Annotated in this window: 18 protein-coding genes; 8 read left to right on the top strand and 10 right to left on the bottom strand. The window is 61.4% G+C overall.

All coding sequences use genetic code 11. The features are described 5' to 3' along the window. Nucleotides 1-50: 50 nt before the first annotated feature. Complete coding sequence (locus PCOSP_RS07955) at nt 51-365, bottom strand: 3-phosphoglycerate kinase (RefSeq protein ID WP_139649574.1); 315 nt, start codon at nt 363-365, stop codon at nt 51-53. A gap of 50 nt (nt 366-415) precedes the next feature. Here PCOSP_RS07955 and PCOSP_RS07950 point away from each other — a divergent pair, with 50 nt between their 5' ends. The 4 genes from PCOSP_RS07950 (at nt 416) to PCOSP_RS07935 (ending at nt 4634) form a co-directional block, all read left to right on the top strand. Continuing rightward, nucleotides 416-1339 (top strand): LysR family transcriptional regulator, encoded by a 924-nt coding sequence (locus PCOSP_RS07950; RefSeq protein ID WP_464710791.1) that lies wholly within the window; start codon nt 416-418, stop codon nt 1337-1339. 13 nt (nt 1340-1352) lie between these two features. After that, nucleotides 1353-2156 carry an alpha/beta fold hydrolase gene (locus tag PCOSP_RS07945; RefSeq protein WP_139649576.1) on the top strand — a complete coding sequence of 268 codons (804 nt, stop codon included), beginning with the start codon at nt 1353-1355 and terminating at the stop codon, nt 2154-2156. A 4-nt stretch (nt 2157-2160) separates the two neighbouring features. Next, nucleotides 2161-2715 carry a peptidylprolyl isomerase gene (locus PCOSP_RS07940; protein WP_041020173.1) on the top strand — a complete coding sequence of 185 codons (555 nt, stop codon included), beginning with the start codon at nt 2161-2163 and terminating at the stop codon, nt 2713-2715. Nucleotides 2716-2801: 86 nt separating this feature from the next. Then, nucleotides 2802-4634, top strand: coding sequence for an ABC transporter ATP-binding protein (locus tag PCOSP_RS07935; protein ID WP_464710789.1), 1833 nt, complete (start codon nt 2802-2804; stop codon nt 4632-4634). A 260-nt stretch (nt 4635-4894) separates the two neighbouring features. Here the strand turns inward: PCOSP_RS07935 and PCOSP_RS07930 are convergent, their stop codons facing one another. Further along, nucleotides 4895-6019, bottom strand: coding sequence for a GNAT family N-acetyltransferase (locus tag PCOSP_RS07930; protein WP_464710788.1), 1125 nt, complete (start codon nt 6017-6019; stop codon nt 4895-4897). 282 nt (nt 6020-6301) lie between these two features. Here PCOSP_RS07930 and PCOSP_RS07925 point away from each other — a divergent pair, with 282 nt between their 5' ends. Beyond that, nucleotides 6302-7618: a putative porin gene (locus PCOSP_RS07925; RefSeq protein ID WP_464710787.1), complete on the top strand. Its 1317-nt coding sequence runs from the start codon at nt 6302-6304 to the stop codon at nt 7616-7618. Nucleotides 7619-7852: 234 nt separating this feature from the next. Here PCOSP_RS07925 and PCOSP_RS07920 read toward each other — a convergent pair whose 3' ends face one another. The 5 genes from PCOSP_RS07920 to aceK form a co-directional block, all read right to left on the bottom strand. Then, a complete protein-coding gene (locus PCOSP_RS07920; protein ID WP_024780432.1) occupies nt 7853-8089 on the bottom strand; it encodes an anti-sigma factor family protein in 237 nt (78 codons plus the stop codon). Continuing rightward, nucleotides 8083-8694 (bottom strand): RNA polymerase sigma factor, encoded by a 612-nt coding sequence (locus tag PCOSP_RS07915; protein WP_464710786.1) that lies wholly within the window; start codon nt 8692-8694, stop codon nt 8083-8085. The genes PCOSP_RS07920 and PCOSP_RS07915 overlap by 7 nt, the downstream gene beginning before the upstream one ends. A 77-nt stretch (nt 8695-8771) precedes the next feature. After that, a complete protein-coding gene (locus tag PCOSP_RS07910) occupies nt 8772-9893 on the bottom strand; it encodes a beta-ketoacyl-ACP synthase III (protein ID WP_024780430.1) in 1122 nt (373 codons plus the stop codon). A 364-nt stretch (nt 9894-10257) separates the two neighbouring features. After that, nucleotides 10258-14169 (bottom strand): ATP-dependent RNA helicase HrpA, encoded by a 3912-nt coding sequence (gene hrpA / locus PCOSP_RS07905; RefSeq protein ID WP_464710784.1) that lies wholly within the window; start codon nt 14167-14169, stop codon nt 10258-10260. Nucleotides 14170-14380: 211 nt separating this feature from the next. Continuing rightward, nucleotides 14381-16102 (bottom strand): bifunctional isocitrate dehydrogenase kinase/phosphatase, encoded by a 1722-nt coding sequence (aceK, locus tag PCOSP_RS07900; RefSeq protein WP_175386731.1) that lies wholly within the window; start codon nt 16100-16102, stop codon nt 14381-14383. Nucleotides 16103-16231: 129 nt separating this feature from the next. On the opposite strand from aceK, the gene PCOSP_RS07895 reads away from it, so the two are divergent. Continuing rightward, nucleotides 16232-17140 (top strand): DMT family transporter, encoded by a 909-nt coding sequence (locus tag PCOSP_RS07895; protein WP_139649591.1) that lies wholly within the window; start codon nt 16232-16234, stop codon nt 17138-17140. 118 nt (nt 17141-17258) lie between these two features. Here the strand turns inward: PCOSP_RS07895 and PCOSP_RS07890 are convergent, their stop codons facing one another. The 3 genes from PCOSP_RS07890 to cysK all read right to left on the bottom strand — a co-directional run bounded on the left by PCOSP_RS07890 (nt 17259) and on the right by cysK (nt 20625). Next, nucleotides 17259-18122, bottom strand: a complete 864-nt coding sequence (locus PCOSP_RS07890) for a DMT family transporter (RefSeq protein WP_175362497.1) — start codon at nt 18120-18122, stop codon at nt 17259-17261. A gap of 340 nt (nt 18123-18462) precedes the next feature. Next, complete coding sequence (locus PCOSP_RS07885; RefSeq protein ID WP_139649595.1) at nt 18463-19401, bottom strand: aspartyl/asparaginyl beta-hydroxylase domain-containing protein; 939 nt, start codon at nt 19399-19401, stop codon at nt 18463-18465. Between the two features lie 249 nt (nt 19402-19650). Next, a complete protein-coding gene (cysK, locus tag PCOSP_RS07880; RefSeq protein WP_139649597.1) occupies nt 19651-20625 on the bottom strand; it encodes a cysteine synthase A in 975 nt (324 codons plus the stop codon). 131 nt (nt 20626-20756) lie between these two features. Between cysK and PCOSP_RS07875 the strand changes: the two genes are divergently transcribed. Further along, the gene (locus PCOSP_RS07875; RefSeq protein WP_464710782.1) at nt 20757-21833 is read left to right on the top strand and encodes a DUF748 domain-containing protein; all 1077 of its coding nucleotides are present in this window, start codon (nt 20757-20759) and stop codon (nt 21831-21833) included. A gap of 275 nt (nt 21834-22108) precedes the next feature. Beyond that, nucleotides 22109-22954, top strand: a complete 846-nt coding sequence (locus tag PCOSP_RS07870) for an AAA family ATPase (protein WP_003184225.1) — start codon at nt 22109-22111, stop codon at nt 22952-22954. The last annotated feature ends 5 nt before the right edge of the window (nt 22955-22959 follow it).

The raw sequence follows: 22959 nt of genomic DNA, 5'->3' as shown, positions 1-22959 counted from the left end.
AAAGCATCGATAAATTCGTTTATAAGCTGAACAGACGTCCCAGGTTCAGCTTACTTTGGCTTACAGGTCAGCTCGATGCGCAGCTTGATGATGTTGCGGTTGAACTTGGCGGTGGCGTTCTTGAACTTGCCGGCGGCCACCTCGATCTTGCGGGTACGAGGGGCTTCCGGACCGTTGCGAAACACCACGGTGCAGGCCGCGTCGGTGCTGCCGTAGTTGTTGACCTGGATGGAGCCGATGTCGGCGTCAGTGTCGTAGGCGGTGTAGTCGATGCTCAGGCCGTCGAGGTGTTTTTCCACATCGATCGGGTACGCGAACGCAGTCAGCGGCAACAGGGCCAGCACTGCACAACAGATTTTCTTCATTCGGCTGTCTCCACCAAGGGACCGCCAGCTTAGGACAAGAGGAGCTCAATATGAAAGCGCCCCGCGTGACCCTTGATCAATGGCGAACGTTGCAGGCCGTGGTGGACCACGGTGGTTTCGCCCAGGCCGCCGACGTGTTGCACCGCTCCCAATCGTCGGTGAGCTATACCGTGGCCCGCATGCAGGATCAGCTCGGCGTACCCTTGCTGCGCATCGATGGACGCAAAGCGGTGCTGACCGAGGCCGGCGGCGTGCTGTTGCGGCGCTCCCGGCAACTGGTGAAACAGGCCAGCCAATTGGAAGACCTGGCTCATCACATGGAACAAGGCTGGGAAGCGGAAGTACGCCTGGTGGTCGACGCCGCCTACCCCAGTGCCCGCCTCGTCCGGGCCCTGACGGCGTTCATGCCGCAAAGCCGCGGCTGCCGGGTACGTCTGCGTGAGGAAGTGCTGTCAGGCGTGGAAGAGGTGTTGCTCGAAGGCGTCGCTGACCTGGCCATCGTTGGCTTCAGCATCCCCGGCTACCTCGGGGCGGAGCTGAGCGACGTGGAGTTCGTCGCGGTGGCCCATCCCGAACACGCGTTGCATCGACTCAATCGCGAGCTGACGTTCCAGGACCTGGAAAGCCAGTTGCAAGTGGTGATCCGTGATTCCGGTCGCCAGCAACCCCGGGACGTGGGCTGGCTCGGTGCCGAGCAACGCTGGACGGTCGGCAGCCTCGCTACCGCCGCGACCTTCGTCGGCAGCGGCCTGGGCTTCGCCTGGCTGCCCCGGCACATGATCGAGCGGGAACTGCGGGAAGGCACGCTCAAGCGGCTACCCTTGGATCAGGGCGGCAGCCGCAACCCGAGTTTCTACCTGTATTCGAACAAGGAAAAACCCCTGGGCCCGGCCACGCAGATCCTCATCGAACTGCTGCGCACCTTCGATACCGCGCCGCTGGATGCGCCGTTCGCCGCCACTGAACAAGCCTGACAAGGAGTTCGCCATGGCCTATTTCGCACACGAAGACTGCAATCTGCACTACGAGGAATACGGCCACGGCGCCCCCCTGCTGCTGGTCCATGGGCTGGGCTCCAGCACCCTGGATTGGGAAAAACAGATCCCGGTGTTGTCCGCCCATTACCGCCTGATCGTGGTGGATGTGCGCGGCCACGGACGCTCCGATAAACCCCGCGGTCCCTACAGCATTGAAGGTTTCAGCGCCGACCTGATTGCCCTGATCGAACACCTGCGCCTGGGCCCGGTGCACCTGGTGGGCTGGTCCATGGGCGGCATGATCGCCTTTCAGTTGGCGGTGGATGAGCCCGGGCGGGTCAAGAGCCTGTGCATCGTCAACAGCGCGCCGCAAGTAAAGATCCGCACCCTGGACGACTGCTGGCAGTGGTTCAAGCGCTGGAGCCTGATGCGTATCCTTAGCCTGGAGACCATCGGCAAGGCTCTGGGGGCCAAGCTGTTTCCCAAACCTGAACAGGCGGATTTACGCTTTGAAATGGCCCGGCGCTGGGCAAAAAACGACAAACATGCTTATCTCGCCAGCTTCGATGCCGTCGTGGGCTGGGGTGTCCAGGAACGACTTTCGCAGGTGGCCTGTCCAACCCTCGTCATCTGCGCCGACCACGACTACACGCCGGTGGCAGTGAAAGAAGCCTATGTAAAACTGCTGCCCGATGCACGGCTGGTGGTCTTCACCGATTCAAGGCACGCTACCCCGCTGGACCAACCTGAACGCTTCAATCAAACCCTGCTCGACTTTTTGACTGCAGTCGATTCCACCACCCAGGATCAATGACCCCATGCTGAAAAAAATCGCCCTCGCCGCCGGCTCCGTTCTGTTCGCCGCCAACCTGATGGCCGCGCCAGCGCCCCACGTGCTGCTGGACACCACCAACGGCCAGATCGAAATCGAACTGGACCCGGTCAAGGCCCCCATCAGTACCAAGAACTTCCTCGAGTACGTGGACAGCGGTTTCTACAACAACACGATTTTCCACCGCGTGATCCCGGGCTTCATGGCCCAGGGCGGCGGCTTCACCCAGCAGATGCAACAAAAAGACACCAAGGCGCCGATCAAGAACGAAGCCAGCAACGGCCTGCACAACGTTCGCGGCACCTTGTCGATGGCCCGCACTTCCGATCCGAACTCGGCCACCAGCCAGTTCTTCATCAACGTGGCGGACAACGCGTTTCTCGACCCGGGCCGTGACGCCGGTTACGCCGTGTTCGCCAAAGTGGTCAAGGGCATGGACGTGGTGGACATCATCGTCAACTCCCAGACCACCACCAAACAAGGCATGCAAAATGTGCCGATCGACCCTGTGATCATCAAGTCGGCCAAGCGCATCGACTAACTGACGGTACAGGGCAAGCCTGAGCGGCGACGGCGATCCCGCGCCGCTCACAGCAAAAAAGGAGAGCCCCGCCCGGGCTGTTTACCATGGTTTATCGCCGTTTCGAAAAGCTGATCGACATCTTCCGCGACGCACCGAGCTCGGCCCCACCGAACCGCGTCCTGCCCTTCTACACGTATTACCTGAGACAAGTCTGGCCGAGCTTCGCTGCGCTATTGGTGGTGGGCCTGATCGGCGCACTGATCGAGGTGGCGCTATTCAGCTACCTGAGTCGCATCATCGACCTGGCCCAAGGCACGCCCAACGTCGACTTCTTCAAGGTCCATGGCCTGGAACTGGCGTGGATGGCCGTGGTGGCACTGATCCTGCGGCCCATTTTCGTGGCCCTGCATGACCTGCTGGTGCACCAGACCCTGAGCCCCGGCATGACCAGCCTGATCCGCTGGCAGAACCACAGCTATGTGCTCAAGCAGAGCCTGAATTTTTTCCAGAACGACTTCGCCGGGCGCATTGCCCAGCGCATCATGCAGACCGGCAACTCCCTGCGGGATTCGGCGGTGCAGGCCGTGGACGCATTGTGGCACGTGCTGATCTATGCCATCAGCTCGCTGGTGCTGTTCGCCGAAGCCGACTGGCGCCTGATGATTCCCCTGCTGCTGTGGATCGCCGCCTACATCGGCTCGCTCTATTACTTCGTGCCACGAGTCAAAGAGCGCTCGGTGGTGTCGTCCGATGCCCGCTCCAAGCTCATGGGCCGGATCGTCGACGGCTACACCAACATCACCACGCTGAAGCTGTTCGCCCACACCAATTTCGAACAGCAATACGCTCGCGAAGCCATCCAGGAGCAGACCGAAAAAGCCCAGCTGGCCGGCCGCGTGGTGACCAGCATGGATGTGGTCATCACCAGCATGAACGGGCTGTTGATCGTCGGCACCACCGGCCTGGCGCTATGGTTGTGGACCCAGTCGCTGATCAGCGTCGGTGCCATTGCCCTGGCGACCGGACTGGTGATCCGTATCGTCAACATGTCCGGCTGGATCATGTGGGTGGTCAACGGCATCTTCGAAAACATCGGCATGGTCCAGGACGGCCTGCAGACCATCGCCCAACCGGTCAGCGTCACCGACCGCGAGCACGCCAGGCCATTGGCCGTGGGCCGGGGTGAAGTGCGCTTCGAGCATGTGGATTTCCACTATGGCAAGAAGAGCGGTGTGATCGGCGACCTGAACCTGGTGATCAAGCCCGGGGAAAAGATCGGTCTTATCGGCCCGTCCGGCGCGGGAAAATCCACCCTGGTCAACCTGCTGCTGCGTCTTTATGACGTCGAGGGCGGGCGGATCCTCATCGACGGCCAGGACATCGCCGAGGTGAGCCAGGAGAGCCTGCGCGAACGGATCGGCATGATCACCCAGGACACCTCGCTGCTGCATCGCTCGATTCGCGACAACCTGCTTTACGGCAAGCCCGACGCCACCGACGCACAGCTCTGGGAAGCCGTGCGCAAGGCTCGTGCCGATGAGTTCATCCCGCTGCTGTCGGACGCCCAGGGCCGCACCGGCTTCGACGCCCATGTGGGGGAACGCGGCGTGAAACTCTCCGGCGGCCAGCGCCAGCGCATCGCCATTGCCCGGGTGCTGCTCAAGGATGCACCGATCCTGATCATGGACGAAGCGACATCAGCACTCGACTCGGAAGTGGAAGCGGCGATCCAGGAAAGCCTCGAGACGCTGATGCAAGGCAAGACCGTGATCGCCATCGCCCACCGCCTCTCGACCATCGCCCGGATGGACCGGCTGGTGGTGCTGGACAACGGCCGCATCGCCGAAACCGGCAGCCACGCCGAACTGCTGGCCCATGGCGGATTGTATGCGCGGTTGTGGCAGCATCAGACGGGTGGGTTTGTGGGGATTGACTGAAACCTGACTCAACCACCTGTGGCAATGGGGATTTATCTGTGGCGAGGGGATTTAGCGAAACGTCGCACCGCCCCGCTGGCTGCGAAGCAGCCCCAAGAGAATCCAACTCAATCTACCTGACACACCGAGCTGTCAGGCTTTAGGGCTGCTTCGCAGCCCAACGGGGCGGGGCGACGTTTCGCTAAATCCCCTCGCCACAGGTAAATCCCCTCGCCATACCAAGGGCCTTCTTCACAGAATTTCCGTGTCAGCCAGTGAACTCAACACTGCCGATACGGCAACGCCCCCCTCGCCTCCTCGGCATACGCCAACACCCCCGCCTGCTCCCGAACAAGGAAATCCGCCACCGCCGCTTTCAACCCGGGATGGCGCAAGTAATGCCATGACCGGGTAATCACCGGTTCGAAACCGCGAATCAATTTGTGCTCGCCCTGGGCGCCGGCATCGAATCGCTGCAAGCCTTGGGCAATCGCGTAATCCATGCCTTGGTAGAAACAGGTTTCAAAGTGCAGGCGGTCGAATTCCGCCAGGCAGCCCCAGTAACGCCCGTAGAAACTGTCGCCCCCTACCAGACTGAACGCCATCGCCACCGGCCGCGATCCTTGCTTGGCCAGCACCACGCGAATGGCCTCGGGCATGCGCTCGGCCAGCAGGCTGAAAAATGTCCGGGTCAGGTACGGTGCCTGTCGACGCACGGCGTAGGTGTTGGCGTAGCAGGCGTAGACAAAATCCCACTGGGCCTCATCCAGTTGATGCCCCTCGAACCATTCGAAGTCGATGCCCTGCCCCGCCACCTGTTCGCGCTCCTTGCGCATCTGCTTGCGCTTGCGGGAACTGAGCACGTCGAGAAAATCCTGGAAGTCCCGATAGTCGCGATTGTGCCAGTGGTATTGGCAACCGATCCGCTGCATCCAGCCCTCTTGCCCGGCCAGCGCCGTGTCGGTGAAGGAATCCGTGAAGTTGATGTGGGCACTGGAAAGCCCCTCGATTTCCAGGTAGCCCGGCAAACTCTTGAGCAACTCAAAACCGTCCTCGACCGTAGCCGCCAGTAGACGCGGCCCGCTGACAGGACTGAACGGCACAGCGGTCAGCAGCTTCGGGTAATAGTCGATGCCGGCACGCTCGCAAGCGTCCGCCCAGCCATGATCGAACACGTATTCGCCGTAGGAATGCCACTTGCGATAACTGGGCAATACGGCGATCAGCCGGTCACCGCCCGTGTGCAACAGATGCTCGGGCTGCCATCCGGAATGCGCACCGACACTGCCGCTGTCCTCCAACGCGCTGAGGAAGGCGTGGCACAGAAACGGCTGGCTCTGCGGTACCAGGGCATCCCAGGTGCGTGGTGCTATTTCAGACAGTCTGTGCAGGCGCTGCAACGACATCGATTCTTCTCCACTTCGCGATTCAGAGCCTGGCAAGTATCGCTTATCGCCGTGAGTTCCACACCCCGCGACGTCGACAAGGCTCGCTCAGAAAAGTTCAGAACGACACCGAAACGTCACCGATGCGCCATCACATTGCCACCGCCCTGTCATAAACCATCGCGATACTGGCGCCTGTTTTTAGAGCGCCGGGTTCTAACAGCCCGGTCACCGTTTCCGTCCTTCAACGGTCGGTTGTGTCTTGGATGATCCGTCATCCTCTCTCATCCTTCGGAGATTGATATGCGTCTTGCTTCCACAAAAACTGCGGCGGCCCTGTGTGGCGGTCTGTTGCTGGCCATGAGTGTACCGGCCAGCGCCGCAGTCGACGCCAAACTGCTCGACATGCTCAAGGCCAACGGTTCGATTACCACCGCGCAGTACACCGAACTGCAAGCCGAACTGGCCCGGGATCAAAAGGAGCAACAAATCGCTCGCCAGGCTCAGCAGGAGACCAACGAACAGATCGCCGCGACCGCGAAGAAGACCAACGAGCTGAGCTCCTTCGACCAGAAACTGGCTTGGGCCGCCAAGACCCAGTTCAAAGGTGACGTGCGCTTCCGTCAGGAAACCGTGAAGAACGACGGCGTCTCGAACACCGGTGACCAGGATCGCCAACGTATCCGTGTTCGCCTGGGTGCCTACAGCGAAATCAACCCGCAAGTGGACACCGGCATTCGCATCGCCACCGGCAGCGACAACGATTCGCGCTCCACCAACCAGAGCCTGGACAACAACTTCACCAAGAAAGACCTGTGGCTGGACCAGGGCTACGTCGACTACCACCCGGACGCCATCAAGAACCTGCACCTCGTTGGCGGCAAGATGCCACAACAGTGGGTGAGCATGGGCGACATCATCTGGGATAGCGACATCAGCCCGGAAGGTCTGTCGGCCTCCTATAAATACCCGTTGGGCACCAGCACCGAGTTGTTCGGCAGCGCCGGCCACTACACCCTCAAAGACAACGTGGACGGCGAAGGCAAACAATTCCGTCACGACCTGCGCCTGTACGCAGGCCAGTTGGGCGCTCGCTTCGCGATCACTGACAACCTGAAAATGACCCTGGGTGGCAGTATCTACGCCTACGATAACGACAACGACATCAACAACACCTGCTCGGCCAACAACTGCCGCCTGGCCATCAACGGCAACAGCGCGAACGAGCAATTCAAGCTGTACGAAGGTTTTGGCCAGCTCGACATCGGCGGCCTGCCAATGCCACTGTCGCTGTACGGCCAAGTGGTCAACAACAAGGACGCCAGCAACGATCAGGACATGGGCTGGCTGGTGGGTGCCAAGACCAAAGTCTTCGGCTTCGGCCTGGACTACAACTATCGCGACGTACAGCGTAACGCCGTGGTCGGTGCCTTCACCGACTCCGACTTCGCCAACGGCTTCACCGGTTCGCGTGGCAGCAAGCTGAAAGCGAGCTACGAACTGGACAAGAACTTCTCGCTCGGCGCGACGTACTTCATGGCCGATTCCGACTACACCAACGCCACGCTGAAGGACTCGAAGATCAACACCCTGCAACTGGATGCTGAAGCGAAGTTCTGATCACTGCTCTACAGCTCGGGCAAGGAAGCCCGACGCGCATCTTACAGCCTGACGTTGCTGCATCGGTCCCATCATCCGTCCGATTCAGCAACGCCAGGCTTTTTTCGTTCAGCCGCCCCCTGTGGGAGCGAGCCTGCTCGCGATAGCGGTCTGTCAGTTGACAGGGATGTCGGCTGGCACGGCCTCATCGCGAGCAGGCTCGCTCCCACAGGGTGTCTCGTGGTGATTCAAGGTTCAGCGCGAATGCCGGCGGCGCTCGGCGGCGAGTTTTTCGGCGAGGTGATCCAGGTCGGGAACGGGCGGCTCTGGGAGCTTTCTGAGGGTGGCCTGCATCAGCTTCATCTGGCGAATGAAACGTCGGCAGTTGGGACAGAACATCAGGTGATGACGCACCATCAGGCGTTCGCGAAAGCTCAATTGACCGTCGAGATAATCGCTGGAGCGAGCCACTTGTTCCTTGCAGGTCAGCATTCGCCGGTCTCCTCGAAATGTTCCACGGTCGCGAAGACCTTCAGCCGGGCGCGATGCAACAGCACGCGTACGTTAGAGAGCGAGATCCCCAGAAGATTACAAATTTCTTCCAGCTCCAGCCCCTGGCGCTCGCGCAAGGTCAGCACGCTGCCTTGCAGTTCCGACAGGCTGAGCAGCGTGTGCTCGAGGCAATCGCGCAATTCGCTCTCCGTCAGCAGCGCTTCCGGCGTGTCCTGGTGCCAGGCGAACGGCGCCAGCAACCAGTGGCCATCGGCGGCGAAGCGATCATCGCCGAGCGTGCCATGGGGCGATGGCAGGTCGTCGAGCAGCACCTCGCGACGGTTCTGCTTGTAGCGCCCCTTGGCAGCGTTGGCTGCGATGGTCAGCAACCAGGTCTTGAGGCTGGAGCGGCCCTGGAAACCACTGAGGTTGCGCACCACGGACAGCCAGGCGTCCTGCACCACTTCGTCGGCATGGCGACTGCCAACGATGGCATAGGCGACCGCGCGCATCGGGCTCTGGTAGGTGCTGACCAGTTCCTTGTAGGCGCGCTGCTCCCCCGCCAGCAAGCGTTGGAGCAGTTGGGTGTCGTTGGTGGTAGTCATTCAAGCTCTCATATGCCTGACACTATTGTGGCGAGGGGAATTATCCCCTCGCCACAATAAATCCGCTAACAACTGGATCAATGTTTGCGCAGGATCACGCTACCAATCGAATACCCCGCCCCAAACGAACTGAGTACCGCCACCGAGCCGCTGGGCAAGTCATCCTGGTTCAGGTGGAACGCAATCACCGAACCCGCCGAGCTGGTGTTGGCATAGCGGTCGAGGATCACCGGGGCTTCCTCTTCAGTGGCTTCGCGTCCCAGCAGCTTGCGCACGATCAGGTGGTTCATGCTCAGGTTGGCCTGGTGCAGCCAGAAGCGCTTCACTTGCTCGACGTTCAACTGGTTTTCTTCCAGATGAGCGCCAATCAGCTCGGCCACCATCGGGCAGACATCGCGGAACACCTTGCGGCCTTCCTGGACGAACAGCTTGTCACGGGTGCCGATGCCCTCTTCCGCGGCGCGGTTGAGGAAGCCGAAGTTGTTGCGGATGTTGTTGGAGAACTTGGTGAGCAGCTTGGTGCTGACCACATCGAACTGATGCGGCGAGGTCGCCAGGTCCGCCCGCTCGATGATCACGGCGGTGGCCGCGTCGCCGAAGATGAAGTGGCTGTCGCGGTCACGGAAGTTCAGGTGGCCGGTGCACACTTCGGGGTTGACCATCAGGATCGCCCGAGCCTGGCCCAGTTGCACGCTGTTGGCCGCGGCCTGGATGCCGAACGTCGCCGAGGAGCAAGCCACGTTCATGTCGAAACCGAAACCTTCGATGCCCAGGGCTTCCTGGACTTCGATGGCGATGGCCGGGTACGCGCGTTGCAAGTTGGAACAGGCGACGATCACCCCATCGATGTCGGCGACGGTACGGCCGGCGCGCTCCAGCGCCTGTTTCGCGGCGCCGATGGCCATTTCGCAGAGCACCGACCATTGCTCATTGGAGCGCTCGGGCAGGCGTGGGGTCATGCGTTGCGGGTCGAGGATACCGTCCTTGTCCATGACAAAGCGGCTCTTGATACCGGAAGCTTTCTCGATAAACGCCGCGCTGGATTCGGTCAACGCCTCGATTTCACCGCGCTCGATGGCTTCGGCGTTGTCGGCATTGAACTGCGCGACGTAGGCGTTGAAGGATTGCACCAGCTCTTCATTGGAAATGCTGTTGGCCGGGGTATACAGGCCGGTGCCACTGATGACGACGTTATGCATGGTCGTGTCTCTGATCTGTTCAGGCAGAAAGCATTGGCACCAACGTACCAATACGCAAAGGGTCTTTTCCCATCCTGGGAAGCAGACCTGGCATCGCTTTATTCCGATCCGCCCGGGGAATTGAAGCTCAAAACCACGGGACCGGCATTTATAGCCGCGAAGTTTGCCATAAACGCTGGCGTTTGGCCCATTCTCCCTCAATCAAGACACAAAACCCTTGTGGGAGCGGCAAAAGCCAGGGCAAGACACAAGACCCTGTGGGAGCGAGCCTGCTCGCGATAGCGGTCTGTCAGTTGATAGGGATGTCGACTGACACTGCCTCATCGCGAGCAAGCCCGCTCCCACAGGCATCAATGGTGTTGCCTCAGGGCTCCACCTGCCCCCATTGCTTGCCCAGGCGCTTATCCGAAATAGGCACCTTGGTCCCCAACTGCTGGGCGAACAGCGACACTCGGTATTCCTCCAGCCACCAGCGGTAAAGCTCCAGTTGCGGATCGCGCTTGCCTTCCTGGGCGTGTTTGCCGGCGCGGGTCTGGTACTGGGCCCAGAGGTTCGACAGTTCGCCGCTCCAGACCCGGTCTTTCTGCACCTGGCTGCCCAGCTTCTCGAAACGCTGCTCGATCGCCTTGAGGTAGCGCGGCAGCTCCTTGAGCCATTGATGCGGGGTTTCGCGCACGAAGCCCGGGTACACCAGATGACTGAGCTGTTGCTTGATGTCGTTCAGCGCCACGGCCTGGGCCAGGTCGATCTTGCCTTTGAAGCGCTTTTGCAGACCATGCCAGAGCTTGAGGATATCCAGGGTCAGCTTCGCCAGGCGTTCGGCGTATTCGATCCAGCCGCCGCGCTTGCGCTCGGCCAGGGACGCCAGCGCGGCGCCGTCACGGGGCAGGTTCGCTTCGCCTTCCAGCACACAGCTGTCGAGACTGGCTAGCAGGATGTCTTCCACCAGGTTGTCGATGCGTCCCAGTTCGCGGTAGAGCAAGCCCAGTTCCGTCAGCCCCGGCAATTTGCTCCGCAGGAACTTGGCCGACTCCGCCAACTGCTGCATCAACAACCGTTGCAAGGCCCGGCGATGCTGGTACTCGGCTTCGGCCGGGGTCGGGAAACGCCCTTCCTTGACCACACCGCCCTCCTCCACCAACGCCGGATACACCGTCATCGACAACCCGGCGATCTTCTGCTGGGTCTTTTCCGCCACCGGAGCGAAGACTTTGGCTTCCACCGGCGCCTGGCTTTTCGCGGTTTGCGGCACGGCCAAGGCAGCCTGGCTGGCTTCGGCAAAACGCGCTGTCAGCTCGGCCAGGTCGCGACCCTCGCCGAGGAACTTACCCTGGCCGTCGACGATTTCCAGGTTCATGCGCAGGTGGCCTTCCACTTGCTGCGCCGCTTCGGCCCAGGCTTCGTCGCTGACCCTCGCGCCGGTCATGCGCAGCAGCTCGCGGCCCAGGGATTGCGGCAACGAACCTTCGGCGAAGGTAATGCGTTGCAGCGCCGCCTTGACGAAGTCTGGCACCGGCACGAAGTTCTTGCGCAGGGCCTTGGGCAGGTTGCGCACCAGGGCAATGCACTTGGCCTCGATCATGCCGGGCACCAGCCACTCCAGGCGCTCCGGCGGCAGCATCGGCAACAGCGGCGCCGGCACCCGCAATGTCACCCCGTCGCGGGGATGGTTGGGTTCGAAGTGGTAGCTGAGGGGCAACGTCAGGTCGCCGACGCGCAAGGTGTCGGGGAAATGCGCGGCGGTCACTTCGCTGGCCTCGCGAGCCAACACGTCCTCTTCGCGCATGATCAACAACTGCGGGTCTTTCTGGCTGTTGATCCGGTACCAACTGTCGAACGTCGCGGTCTGGTGGATCTCGGCCGGCAACCGTGCGTCATAGAACGCGAACAGGGTTTCCTCGTCCGCCAGGATGTCACGGCGCCGGGCCTTGGCTTCCAGCTCGTCGAGTTGCTCCAGCAATCGGGTATTGGCCGCCAGGCACTTGGCCTTGGACTGGATCTCGCCACGCACCAGGGCTTCGCGGATGAACAGCTCCCGCGACACCACCGGGTCCACCGGCCCGTAATGCACCGGCCGACGGCCGACCACGATCAGCCCGAACAGGGTGATCTGTTCATACGCCACCACCTGTCCGCGCTTCTTCTCCCAATGGGGTTCGAAGTGGTTTTTCTTGATCAGGTGCCCGGCCAGCGGTTCGATCCAGTCCGGTTCGATCTTGGCGACCATGCGCGCATACAGCTTGGTGGTTTCCACCAGTTCGGCGGTCATCAGCCACTGCGGACGCTTCTTGCCCAGCCCCGACGAAGGGTGGACCCAGAAGCGCCGTTGGCGGGCGCCCAGGTAGTCGCCGTCTTCGGTTTTCTGGCCGATCTGGCTCAACAGGCCCGAGAGCACCGCTTTGTGCAGTTTCGGGTAGTCGGCCGGGTCCTTGTTGAGGCTCAACTGCATGTCGCGGCAGATCAGGCTCAACTGGCGATGAGCGTCGCGCCATTCGCGCAGGCGCAGGTAGTTGAGGAAGTTCTTGCGACACCAGTTGCGCAACGGGCTGGCCGTCAGGGCCTGGCGTTGTTCTTCAAAACCGCGCCACAGGTTGACCAGCCCGGCGAAGTCCGAGTCAGAGTCCTTCCACTGGGCGTGGGCCTGGTCGGCGGCCTGCTGACGTTCGGGCGGACGCTCTCGCGGATCCTGGATCGACATGGCGCTGGCGACAATCAGCACTTCCTGCAGGCTGCCCAGCTTCGCCGCTTCCAGCAACATGCGGCCCATGCGCGGGTCCACCGGCAAGCGCGCCAACTGACGGCCCAAAGGGGTCAGTTGGCTGTTGCGGTCCACTGCCGACAACTCTTGCAGCAGGTTGAAACCGTCGCTGATGGCCTTGCCATCCGGCGGCTCGATGAACGGGAAATCAGTGATCTCGCCCAGGCGCAGATGGAGCATCTGCAGGATCACCGCCGCCAGGTTGGTGCGCAGGATCTCGGGGTCGGTAAATTCCGGCCGGCCGAGGAAATCTTCTTCGCTGTACAGCCGTACGCAAATCCCCGGCTCGACCCGCCCGCAACGCCCCTTGCGCTGGTTGGCGCTGGCCTGGGAAATGGCTTCGATGGGCAGGCGCTGGACCTTGGCGCGATAGCTGTAGCGGCTGATCCGCGCGGTGCCGCTGTCGATCACGTAGCGGATGCCCGGCACGGTGAGCGAGGTTTCAGCGACGTTGGTCGCCAGCACCACACGACGGCCCGGGTGGGACTGGAAGATCCGCTGTTGTTCGGCCGGGGACAAGCGCGCATACAACGGCAAGATCTCGGTGTGTTTGAGCTGGGCCTTGCGCAGCATTTCCGCCGCGTCACGAATCTCCCGCTCCCCCGGCAGGAACACCAGCACATCGCCAGGGCTGCGGCGCTCGCTGCGCTCATGGGCAGCGATTTCATCGAGAGTGGCGAGAATCGCCTGGTCGACGGTCAGGTCGTCCTCGACGCGGTTGCCCTCTTCGTCCTGCTCCAGGGTCAGCGGACGGTACCAGGTTTCCACCGGGAAGGTGCGACCCGAGACTTCCACGATCGGCGCGTCGTCGAAGTGCTTGGAGAAGCGCTCCAGGTCGATGGTCGCCGAGGTGATGATGACCTTAAGGTCCGGGCGGCGCGGCAGCAGGGTCTTGAGATACCCCAGCAGGAAGTCGATGTTCAGGCTGCGCTCGTGGGCTTCGTCGACGATGATCGTGTCGTAGCGCTCGAGGTAGCGGTCGTTCTGCGTCTCGGCCAGCAGGATGCCGTCGGTCATCAACTTGATCAGGGTGTTGGCGTCGCTCTGGTCCTCGAACCGCACCTGGTAGCCCACCAGCGCGCCCAATGGCGTGGCCAGTTCTTCGGCGACCCGGCTCGCCACGCTGCGGGCGGCGATCCGGCGCGGTTGGGTGTGGCCGATCAAGCCATACTGGCCGCGCCCGATTTCCAGGCAGATCTTCGGCAATTGCGTGGTTTTGCCCGAGCCGGTTTCGCCGGCGATGATCAACACCTGGTGCTTGAGCAGCGCGTCCTTGATTTCGTCACGCTTGGCGGCAATCGGCAGATTGTCGTCGTAGCGAATCAGCGGCAGGCTGGCCTTGCGCGCCAGCACCTGGTCGCACGACGCCTGCATGCGCGCCACCCACTGGGCCAGCTTGGCCTCATCGGGTTTCTTGCGCAGCTCGAGCAACTGCCGCCGCAACCGGTGACGGTCGGCGAGCATGGCGTGGTCGAGGTTCTTCAGCAGCTTGTCGATAGCGGGGGCTTGGTCAGTCATCGGGTACGCAAGGGTCGTCGGTTTTATGCAGGGGGCGATTGTCGCAGATTTGCGCCCGCTGCGCCGAACACATGCCCTCTTTGCCTGCCACCCTCCCCTGTGGGAGCGAGCCTGCTCGCGATGGCGGTGGGGCAGTCGACATGGATATTGATCGGACAATCGCCATCGCGAGCAGGCTCGCTCCCACAAGGGATCTGCGTGAATTCGAACGTTATTCGTTATCCAGGTCCTTGCGCCGATACGGGAACACATCAATCACCTTCCCCGCTCGAATGGCCTCTTGCAGGCCTTTCCAGTAGTCGGCGTTGTACAGCTCGCCGTGCATCTGGTCGAACAACTTGCGCTGCCCGGCGTCGGCGAACAGGAAGGGCGGGAACTCTTCGGGAAAGACGTCCAGCGGACCGATGGAGTACCACGGTTCGGAGGCCATTTCGTCTTCCGGGGTGCGCGGCTGGGGGATGTGTCGGAAGTTGGCTTCGGTGAGGAAGCAGATCTCGTCGTAGTCGTAGAACACCACCCGGCCATGGCGGGTCACGCCGAAGTTCTTGAGCAACATGTCGCCGGGGAAGATATTCGCCGCCGCCAATTGCTTGATGGCCAGGCCATAGTCCTCCAGCGCCTCGCGCACCTGGGCCTCGCTGGCGTTTTCCAGGTAGAGGTTCAGCGGTGTCATGCGCCGCTCGGTCCAGCAGTGACGAATCAGCACCGTATCGCCTTCCACCGACACCGTGGAGGGCGCCACTTCCAGCAACTCTTCCAGGCACGCCGGTTCGAACTTGCCCAGGGGAAAGCGGAAATCGGCGAACTCCTGGGTATCGGCCATGCGTCCGACCCGGTCGACACTTTTCACTAGCCGGTACTTCTCGATCACCGTGGCGCGGTCGACGTTTTTCGACGGCGAGAAGCGGTCCTTGATGATCTTGAACACCGTGTTGAAGCCCGGCAGCGTGAACACGCTCATGACCATGCCGCGCACACCCGGCGCCATGATGAACTGGTCGTCGGTGTTCGCCAGGTGATTGATCAGGGCCCGGTAGAATTCGGACTTGCCGTGCTTGTAGAAACCGATGGAGGTGTACAGCTCGGCGACGTGTTTGCCTGGCAGGATCCGCTTGAGGAAGCCGATGAATTCCGCCGGCACCGGCACGTCCACCATGAAATACGAACGGGTGAACGAGAAGATGATCGAGACCTGGGCCTCGTCGGTGATCAGCGCGTCGATCTGGATGCCCCGGCCCTCGCGGTGCAACAGCGGAATCACCAGCGGCCACTGGTCATCGCGGGTGTAGATCCGCCCCACCAGGTAGGCGCCCTTGTTGCGATAAAGCACTGATGAAAACAGCTCCACGGTCAATTCCGGGTCCTTGCAGACCCAATCCGGCAGGTTTTCTCGCAGCTGGGCTTCGAGGCGCTGCAGGTCGCTCGCCAGGTCGGCGTAGTCTTCACTGAACCGGTAATCGGCGAAAATGTCCGCAAGCATCCGGTCCAGTTGGCCCTGGGGCTTGTAGGTACGGGTCTGCGCGGAGCGGGCCCGACGCAGGCTCGGCCGGGTGGTGTGGATAAACATGGTGCCGTCGCTGATCAGGTCATGGCTGAACAGGCCGCAGAAAATCGAGTTGTACCAGGTCTCGGACAGCTCATCGTCGAAACGCAGGTCGATCAGGCTGATGTAGGCACTTTTCACCAGCGGCCAGCAGCTCACATCCATCAGCGCCTCGGCATCGAAGGCCTTGCGCAGCCGGGTCACGGTTTCGAAGACTTTTTCTTCGTACAGATTGATCCGCGCCGCCGACGCCGCTTGCGCTTCCTGCCATCGGGCCTGCTCGAACCGGGCACGGGCACCGTCGGTAATCTGCCGGAAATGCTCGCGATAATCGTCGAAGCCGTCGAGAATCGAGCGGGCGATATCGCTGGCGGGCCATGGCTGCGGCATAGGGAAAACCTCGACGGGGGGTCTTGTCATGAGCGGCTGAGCTTAGAGGCCAATCACGCGGCAACGCAACCATTGCCATTGGTCCCAGGGAGGGCGACACTTGCCGGCCAACCATGGAAGGACTCCCTCGTGAACCTCGTCGATCTCCTGCGTCTGCTGTCCTTGGCCGCCATCTGGGGGGCGAGCTTCCTGTTCATGCGCATTATCGCGCCCGTCATCGGCACGATCCCCACGGCCTTTTTTCGTGTCTCCATCGCCTTCGTCGGGTTGGTGGTGATCCTGGCACTGATGCGAGTCGACTGGAATTTCCGCGGCAAGCTGAAAGTCGCGATGGGGCTGGGCCTGATCAACTCGGGCATTCCCGCAACCTTCTATTCCTTGGCGGCCCAGACCCTTCCAGCCGGTTACTCGGCGATCTTCAACGCCACGACGCCCCTGATGGGGGTGTTGATCGGTGGGCTGTTCTTCAGTGAGCAACTCACGGTCGCCAAGGTCAGCGGCGTGTTCCTCGGGCTACTCGGCGTCGGCATCCTGACCCGCGCCGGCCCGGTGGCCTTCGACCTGCAACTGCTGATGGGCGCCCTCGCCTGCCTGATGGCCACCACCTGTTATGGCTTCGCCGGATTCCTCACCCGGCGCTGGCTCGATCATCAAGGCGGGTTGGACAGCCGTCTCTCAGCCCTGGGGAGCATGTTCGGCGCCACGGTGTTCCTGCTGCCGCTGTTCGGTTACAGCGTCATCAGCCAACCCCCGGCCAGCTGGGGTGGCTGGAGCGTCTGGCTGTCACTGCTGGGGTTGGGGCTGGTGTGCACCGCGCTGGCGTACATCCTTTATTTCCGGTTGCTCAGCGCCATCGGGCCGGTCAAATCCATGACCGTTACCTTCCTGATCCCGCCATTCGGCGTGCTGTGGGGGGCGTTGTTGCTGGATGAGCCGTTGGGGATGGCGCATCTGTATGGCGGGGTGCTGATTGCGGCAGCATTGTGGCTGGTGTTGAAGCCGGCGGCGCAGAAGCCGGTCGAGGTGTCTGCCCGCTAGCGCATCGGCGCGTTTGAAAATGCCATCGCGAGCAGGCTCGCTCCCACAAGGGTCGTCCATAACCTGTGGGAGCGAGCCTGCTCGCGATAGCGGTTCTATGCCAACAGCGATCTAACGATCAGCCGCGTTTACGAAACACAAACACCAACCCGACGATGATCAGCGCCATCCCCAGCAAGCTCAACAGCGCCAGCCGGTTGCCGAACACCAGGTAGTCCATGACCGCCGTCACCGCCGGCACCAGGTAGAACAGGCTGGTGACATTCACCAGATTACCCCGTGCAATCAGCCGATACAGCAGCAAGGTCGCCAGCACCGAGACCACCAAACCCATCCACAACACCGGCACGATGAAGCCCGCACGGGTCTCGAAATGGAATGGCTGGAACGGCACGAACACCGCACACAATAAAAGTCCGGCCAGGTACTGCACCGGCAGCGTGCCGAGGGGATTATCGGTAATGCGTTTCTGCATGATCGACCCGGCGGTCATGGACACCAGCGCCAGCAACCCGCACAGCATTCCGGTCAAGGACATCCCCGCCAATCCGATGCCCTGGTACACCACCATGACCAACCCGACCAACCCGAGCGCCAGGCCGAACAGACGCGACCAGGAACGCTGACGTTCCACGAGCACCACCGTGAGGATGGGTTGTACGCCCATCAGGGTGGCCATCACGCCGGGTGTCACGTTCATTTGCAGGGCCAGCAGATAGAAAATCTGATAGGCCCCCAGCAGCACCAATCCTGTGGTCGCGGCATAGATCAACGGCTTGCCGACCGTGGGCAGCTTGAACCTGAACACCGGGATCAACAACACCAACGCACACAGCGCAATGGCAAAACGGATCAGCAGAAAAGCGAAAGGTGAAGCGTGGGCCAGGCCCAGTTTGGAAAAGATTGCGCCGCTGCTCCACAGCAGGACGAACAGGCTCGTGGAAGCCGCCGCCAATAACGCGTTCTTGGATAGGGAAAACATGGATACCACCTGTAGTCAGGCAAAAGCCAACTCAGCCAAGGCTGAAGTCCAGTAGTTTTTTTCAGGCAGGCACAGGGGACGGCAACCGTTGCCGATCAGCCCTGAACGCCAACACCCGGCGGTGATACGACGGCGTACACCGATGAGCTACTGACAGGTGGAGGGTATTGACCGATCTGCACAGGCTGCTGATTCCCGCACGGCACGACGCCAGCGTTGAACGCTGGAACCACAACCGCGATGACAGGGGATACAGGCATGAGCCGATCTCTTTGGGGAAGTGGGTTCGAAAACCCGACGAGCGCTGACTATAACCAGCGCTCGAAGTATTGCGCAATGGTTAACCGAACAACCAATAGCCGAGTGCCGTGAGTACCACCACCGCCAGCACCGGCCGCATCACCCGATACACCTTGGGGTACTTGCGTTTCCACTGCTTGACCCGGCCGCTGATACCATCGCTGAACGACTTGCTCCAGGCGTAGACCTGGTTGATACCGCCGACGCGTTCGTCGTCCAGATTCTGCGGCGCGGTGGCGCGGCCGAGGAAGCCGCTGACAGCGCGATTGAGACGGGTCATCAACCGGCTGCTCAAGGGGCGCTCGACATCGCAGAACAGGATCACGCGGGTCTGGGGTGTTTCATTCTTGACCCAGTGCACGTAGGTTTCATCGAACATCACATCTTCGCCGTCGCGCCACGCATAGATCTGGCCGTCGACGAAGATCCGGCAATCGTCGGAGTTGGGCGTGGAAAGCCCCAGGTGATAGCGCAACGAGCCGGCGAACGGATCGCGATGGGGGTTCAAATGGCTGTCACCCGGCAGCAGCGCGAACATCGCGCCGCGGACGTTGGGAATCCGGTTGACCAGCTCGACGGTCCTGGGGCACAGCACTTCGGCCGACGGCAGCGGTTTGTCGTACCACTTGAGGTAGAAGCGCTTCCAGCCTTTCTTGAAGAACGAGCCGAAGCCGGCGTCGTTGTTCTTTTCCGCGGCCCGGATGTAACCCTCGTCGAACAGGTGCATCGCCTCATCACGGATGACCTGCCAGTTGTCCTTGAGCACATCCAGTTCGGGGAACTTGCTGCGGTCCAGGTAAGGCCTGGACGGTACGCCGGAGAACAGGTACATCAGGGTGTTATAGGGTGCGAACAGCGCCGAGTGGTTGACGAACTGGCGCAACACCGGCAAACGCGCCTTGCCGCGCAGGTGCACATAAAGCGTACTGCCCAGAAACAGCAGCAGTACCGACGCCTTGGCGACAAACGAAACGGTCATTCATAACTCCTTGTCAAAAAAGCAACTGATGCGACGTCAACTGCCCGACGTGGCCGGGGGCCATGCTAAATGCTCATGGCCCGGGTAGAAACCGTCTAACGCAATATTCACTATTGTGCAGGACGCAATAAACCTAACAGGCGTCACCTGAACCCTGGCTGACGCCAGTCAAAACACCTTCAATCCTGCTGAAGGCTTCTGTGGCGAGGGGATTTATCCCCTCGCCACAGAAGCTGTCCTGCCACCGTATTACTGCTGGTTTTCCTGTTCGGTAAACAGATCACTGAACAGCATGCTCGACAAGTACCGCTCGCCCGAATCCGGCAGGATCACCACGATCGTCTTGCCCTGCATCTCGGGTTTTTCCGCCAGGCGTGCGGCCACGGCCATCGCCGCGCCACAGGAAATGCCACACAGAATGCCTTCTTCCTGCATCAAGCGCAGGGCCATGGCCTTGGATTCGTCGTCCGTCACCCGCTCAACCTGATCGACCATCGACAGATCCAGGTTCTTCGGCACGAATCCGGCACCAATCCCCTGGATCTTGTGGGGGCTGGGCTTGATTTCCTGGCCCGCCAGCGCCTGGGTGATCACCGGCGAGCTCTCGGGCTCCACCGCCACCGACAGGATCGGCTTGCCGCAGGTGTTCTTGATATAGCGGGAGACCCCGCTAATGGTTCCGCCGGTGCCCACGCCCGCCACCAGCACGTCCACCGCGCCGTCGGTGTCGTTCCAGATTTCCGGGCCGGTGGTTTTTTCGTGGATCGCCGGGTTCGCCGGGTTATCGAACTGCTGCGGCATGAAATAACTGGACGGATCGCTGGCGACGATCTCGGCGGCCTTCTCGATGGCGCCCTTCATGCCCTTGGCCGGTTCGGTCAGCACCAGCTCGGCGCCAAGGGCCTTGAGCACCTTGCGCCGTTCGATGCTCATGGAGGCCGGCATGGTCAGCATCAGCTTGTAGCCACGAGCAGCGGCGACGAACGCCAGGCCGATCCCGGTGTTGCCCGAGGTCGGCTCGACGATGGTCATGCCTGGCTTGAGCTTGCCGGTGCTTTCAGCGTCCCAGATCATGTTCGCGCCAATCCGGCACTTGACCGAATACCCCGGGTTACGCCCTTCGATCTTGGCCAGGATGGTGACACCCCGCGGGGCAATGCGATTGATCTGCACCAGTGGCGTATTGCCGATGGAATGGGCGTTGTCAGCGTAGATACGGCTCATGACTAGGTCCTTAGTGATGCGTGAATTCAAGCGCCTAAAGGTATGCCTGTTGCCCGAGGGCGTCCAGTTGCAGCGAACGTTCGCAGGGCTGCAACGGTCAATGGTTTTAATATTGCCTGAGACCGAACGACATGAAGCGTCGATACAGCTGGCCACTGTGGACTCTCGCAGCCATCGTTGCGGTGCTGGTGGCCCTGCATTTCACGTTGCCTTACCTCGTGCGCAACTACCTGAACGACAAACTGGCCGACATGGGCGACTACCGCGGCCAGGTCACTGATGTGGACCTGGCGCTCTGGCGCGGAGCCTACCGGATCAACGGCCTGAAAATCGTCAAGGTCGACGGCAAGGTCCCGGTACCGTTCGTCGATGCACCGCTGGTCGACCTGTCTGTCAGCTGGCACTCGCTGTGGTACGACCACGCAGTGGTGGCCGAGGCGGAGTTCGCCCGGCCCGAAGTGAACTTCGTCGATGGCGGCGGCAACCGGCAGAACTCCCAGACCGGCCAGGGCACCAACTGGCGCGAGCAGCTAAGCAAACTGCTGCCCATCACCTTCAACGAGGTGCGGATCAGGGACGGCAAAGTGGCCTTTCGCAATTTCAACTCCAAGCCCCCGGTCAACCTGCGGGCCACCGACGTCAACGCCAGCTTCTATAACCTGACCAACGTGGTCGATACCGAAGGCAAGCGTGACGCCCGTTTCGAGGGCAAAGCCCTGGTGGCCGAACATGCGCCGCTGGAGGTGCAAGCCACCTTCGACCCGCTGAGCAAGTTCGAGGATTTCGACTTCCGCCTGCGGGCCAGGAACATCGAACTCAAGCGCCTGAACGATTTTGCCGCGGCCTACGGCAAATTCGACTTCAATGCCGGCCATGGCGACCTGGTGATCGAGGCTGAGGCGAACAACGCAAAACTCAGCGGCTACATCAAACCGCTGCTGCGGGATGTGGACGTATTCGATTGGCAACAAGACGTGGAAAACGAGAAAAAGAACATTTTCCGTTCGGTCTGGGAGGCGCTAGTCGGCGCCGGCGAAACGGCCCTGAAGAATCAGCGCAAGAACCAGTTCGCCACCCGGGTCGAACTCAACGGCAATGTCCATCAACAGGACATCAGCGCCTTCGAAGCCTTCCTGCAGATCCTGCGCAACGGTTTCGTCGAGGCCTTCAACGCGCGCTACGAGCAGCCGCCGCCCTCTAAGGACTAGCCTGTGGCGAGGGAGCTTGCTCCCGCTGGGCTGCGTAGCGGCCCTAAAAAGCCGGCGAGCGCTGCGCACTCGAGCGGGAGCAAGCTCCCTCGCCACAATCGCCCTCCTTTGTCCGGCCATCCGCCAAGACCGGGTCAACATGTGACGCCCCATTCAGAGACTGAATACAGCGTCTGCGTTCACAGTCGGCGGGACGTCGCGTTATAGTCGAGCACGACATTTTATTTCGCGCGCCCCGCCTCGCCGGGCCAGCGACACGTTCGAGGAAATTGCAGATGAAGTTCGAAGGCACCAGCGCCTACGTGGCCACCGATGACCTGAAGCTGGCCGTGAACGCCGCCATCACCCTGGAGCGGCCGTTGCTGGTCAAGGGCGAACCGGGCACCGGCAAGACCATGCTCGCCGAGCAGTTGGCGGAGTCCTTCGGCGCGCGCCTGATCACCTGGCACATCAAATCCACCACCAAGGCTCATCAGGGCTTGTACGAGTACGACGCGGTCAGCCGCCTGCGCGACTCGCAGCTGGGGGTGGACAAGGTCCATGACGTGCGCAACTACCTGAAGAAGGGCAAGCTCTGGGAGGCTTTCGAGTCCGAAGAACGGGTCATCCTGCTGATCGACGAGATCGACAAGGCCGACATCGAGTTCCCCAACGACCTGCTGCAGGAACTCGACAAGATGGAGTTCTACGTCTACGAGACCGACGAAACCATCAAGGCCAAGCAGCGCCCGATCATCATCATTACCTCCAACAACGAAAAAGAGCTGCCGGATGCGTTCCTGCGTCGCTGCTTTTTCCACTACATCGCCTTCCCGGACCGCGTCACCCTGCAGAAAATCGTCGATGTGCACTACCCGGACATCAAGAAAGACCTGGTCAGCGAAGCGCTGGACGTGTTCTTCGACGTGCGCAAAGTGCCGGGCCTGAAAAAGAAGCCCTCCACCTCCGAGCTGGTGGACTGGCTCAAGCTACTGATGGCCGACAACATTGGCGAAGCGGTGCTGCGTGAACGCGATCCGACCAAGGCCATCCCACCGCTGGCCGGTGCCCTGGTCAAGAACGAACAGGACGTGCAATTGCTTGAGCGCCTGGCGTTCATGAGCCGTCGCGGCACGCGTTAAGCCCT

Source organism: Pseudomonas sp. MAFF 730105 (assembly GCF_055380705.1).
The sequence above is the reverse complement of the archived record's forward strand: the minus strand, read 5'-3'. Positions and strand labels throughout refer to the sequence as shown.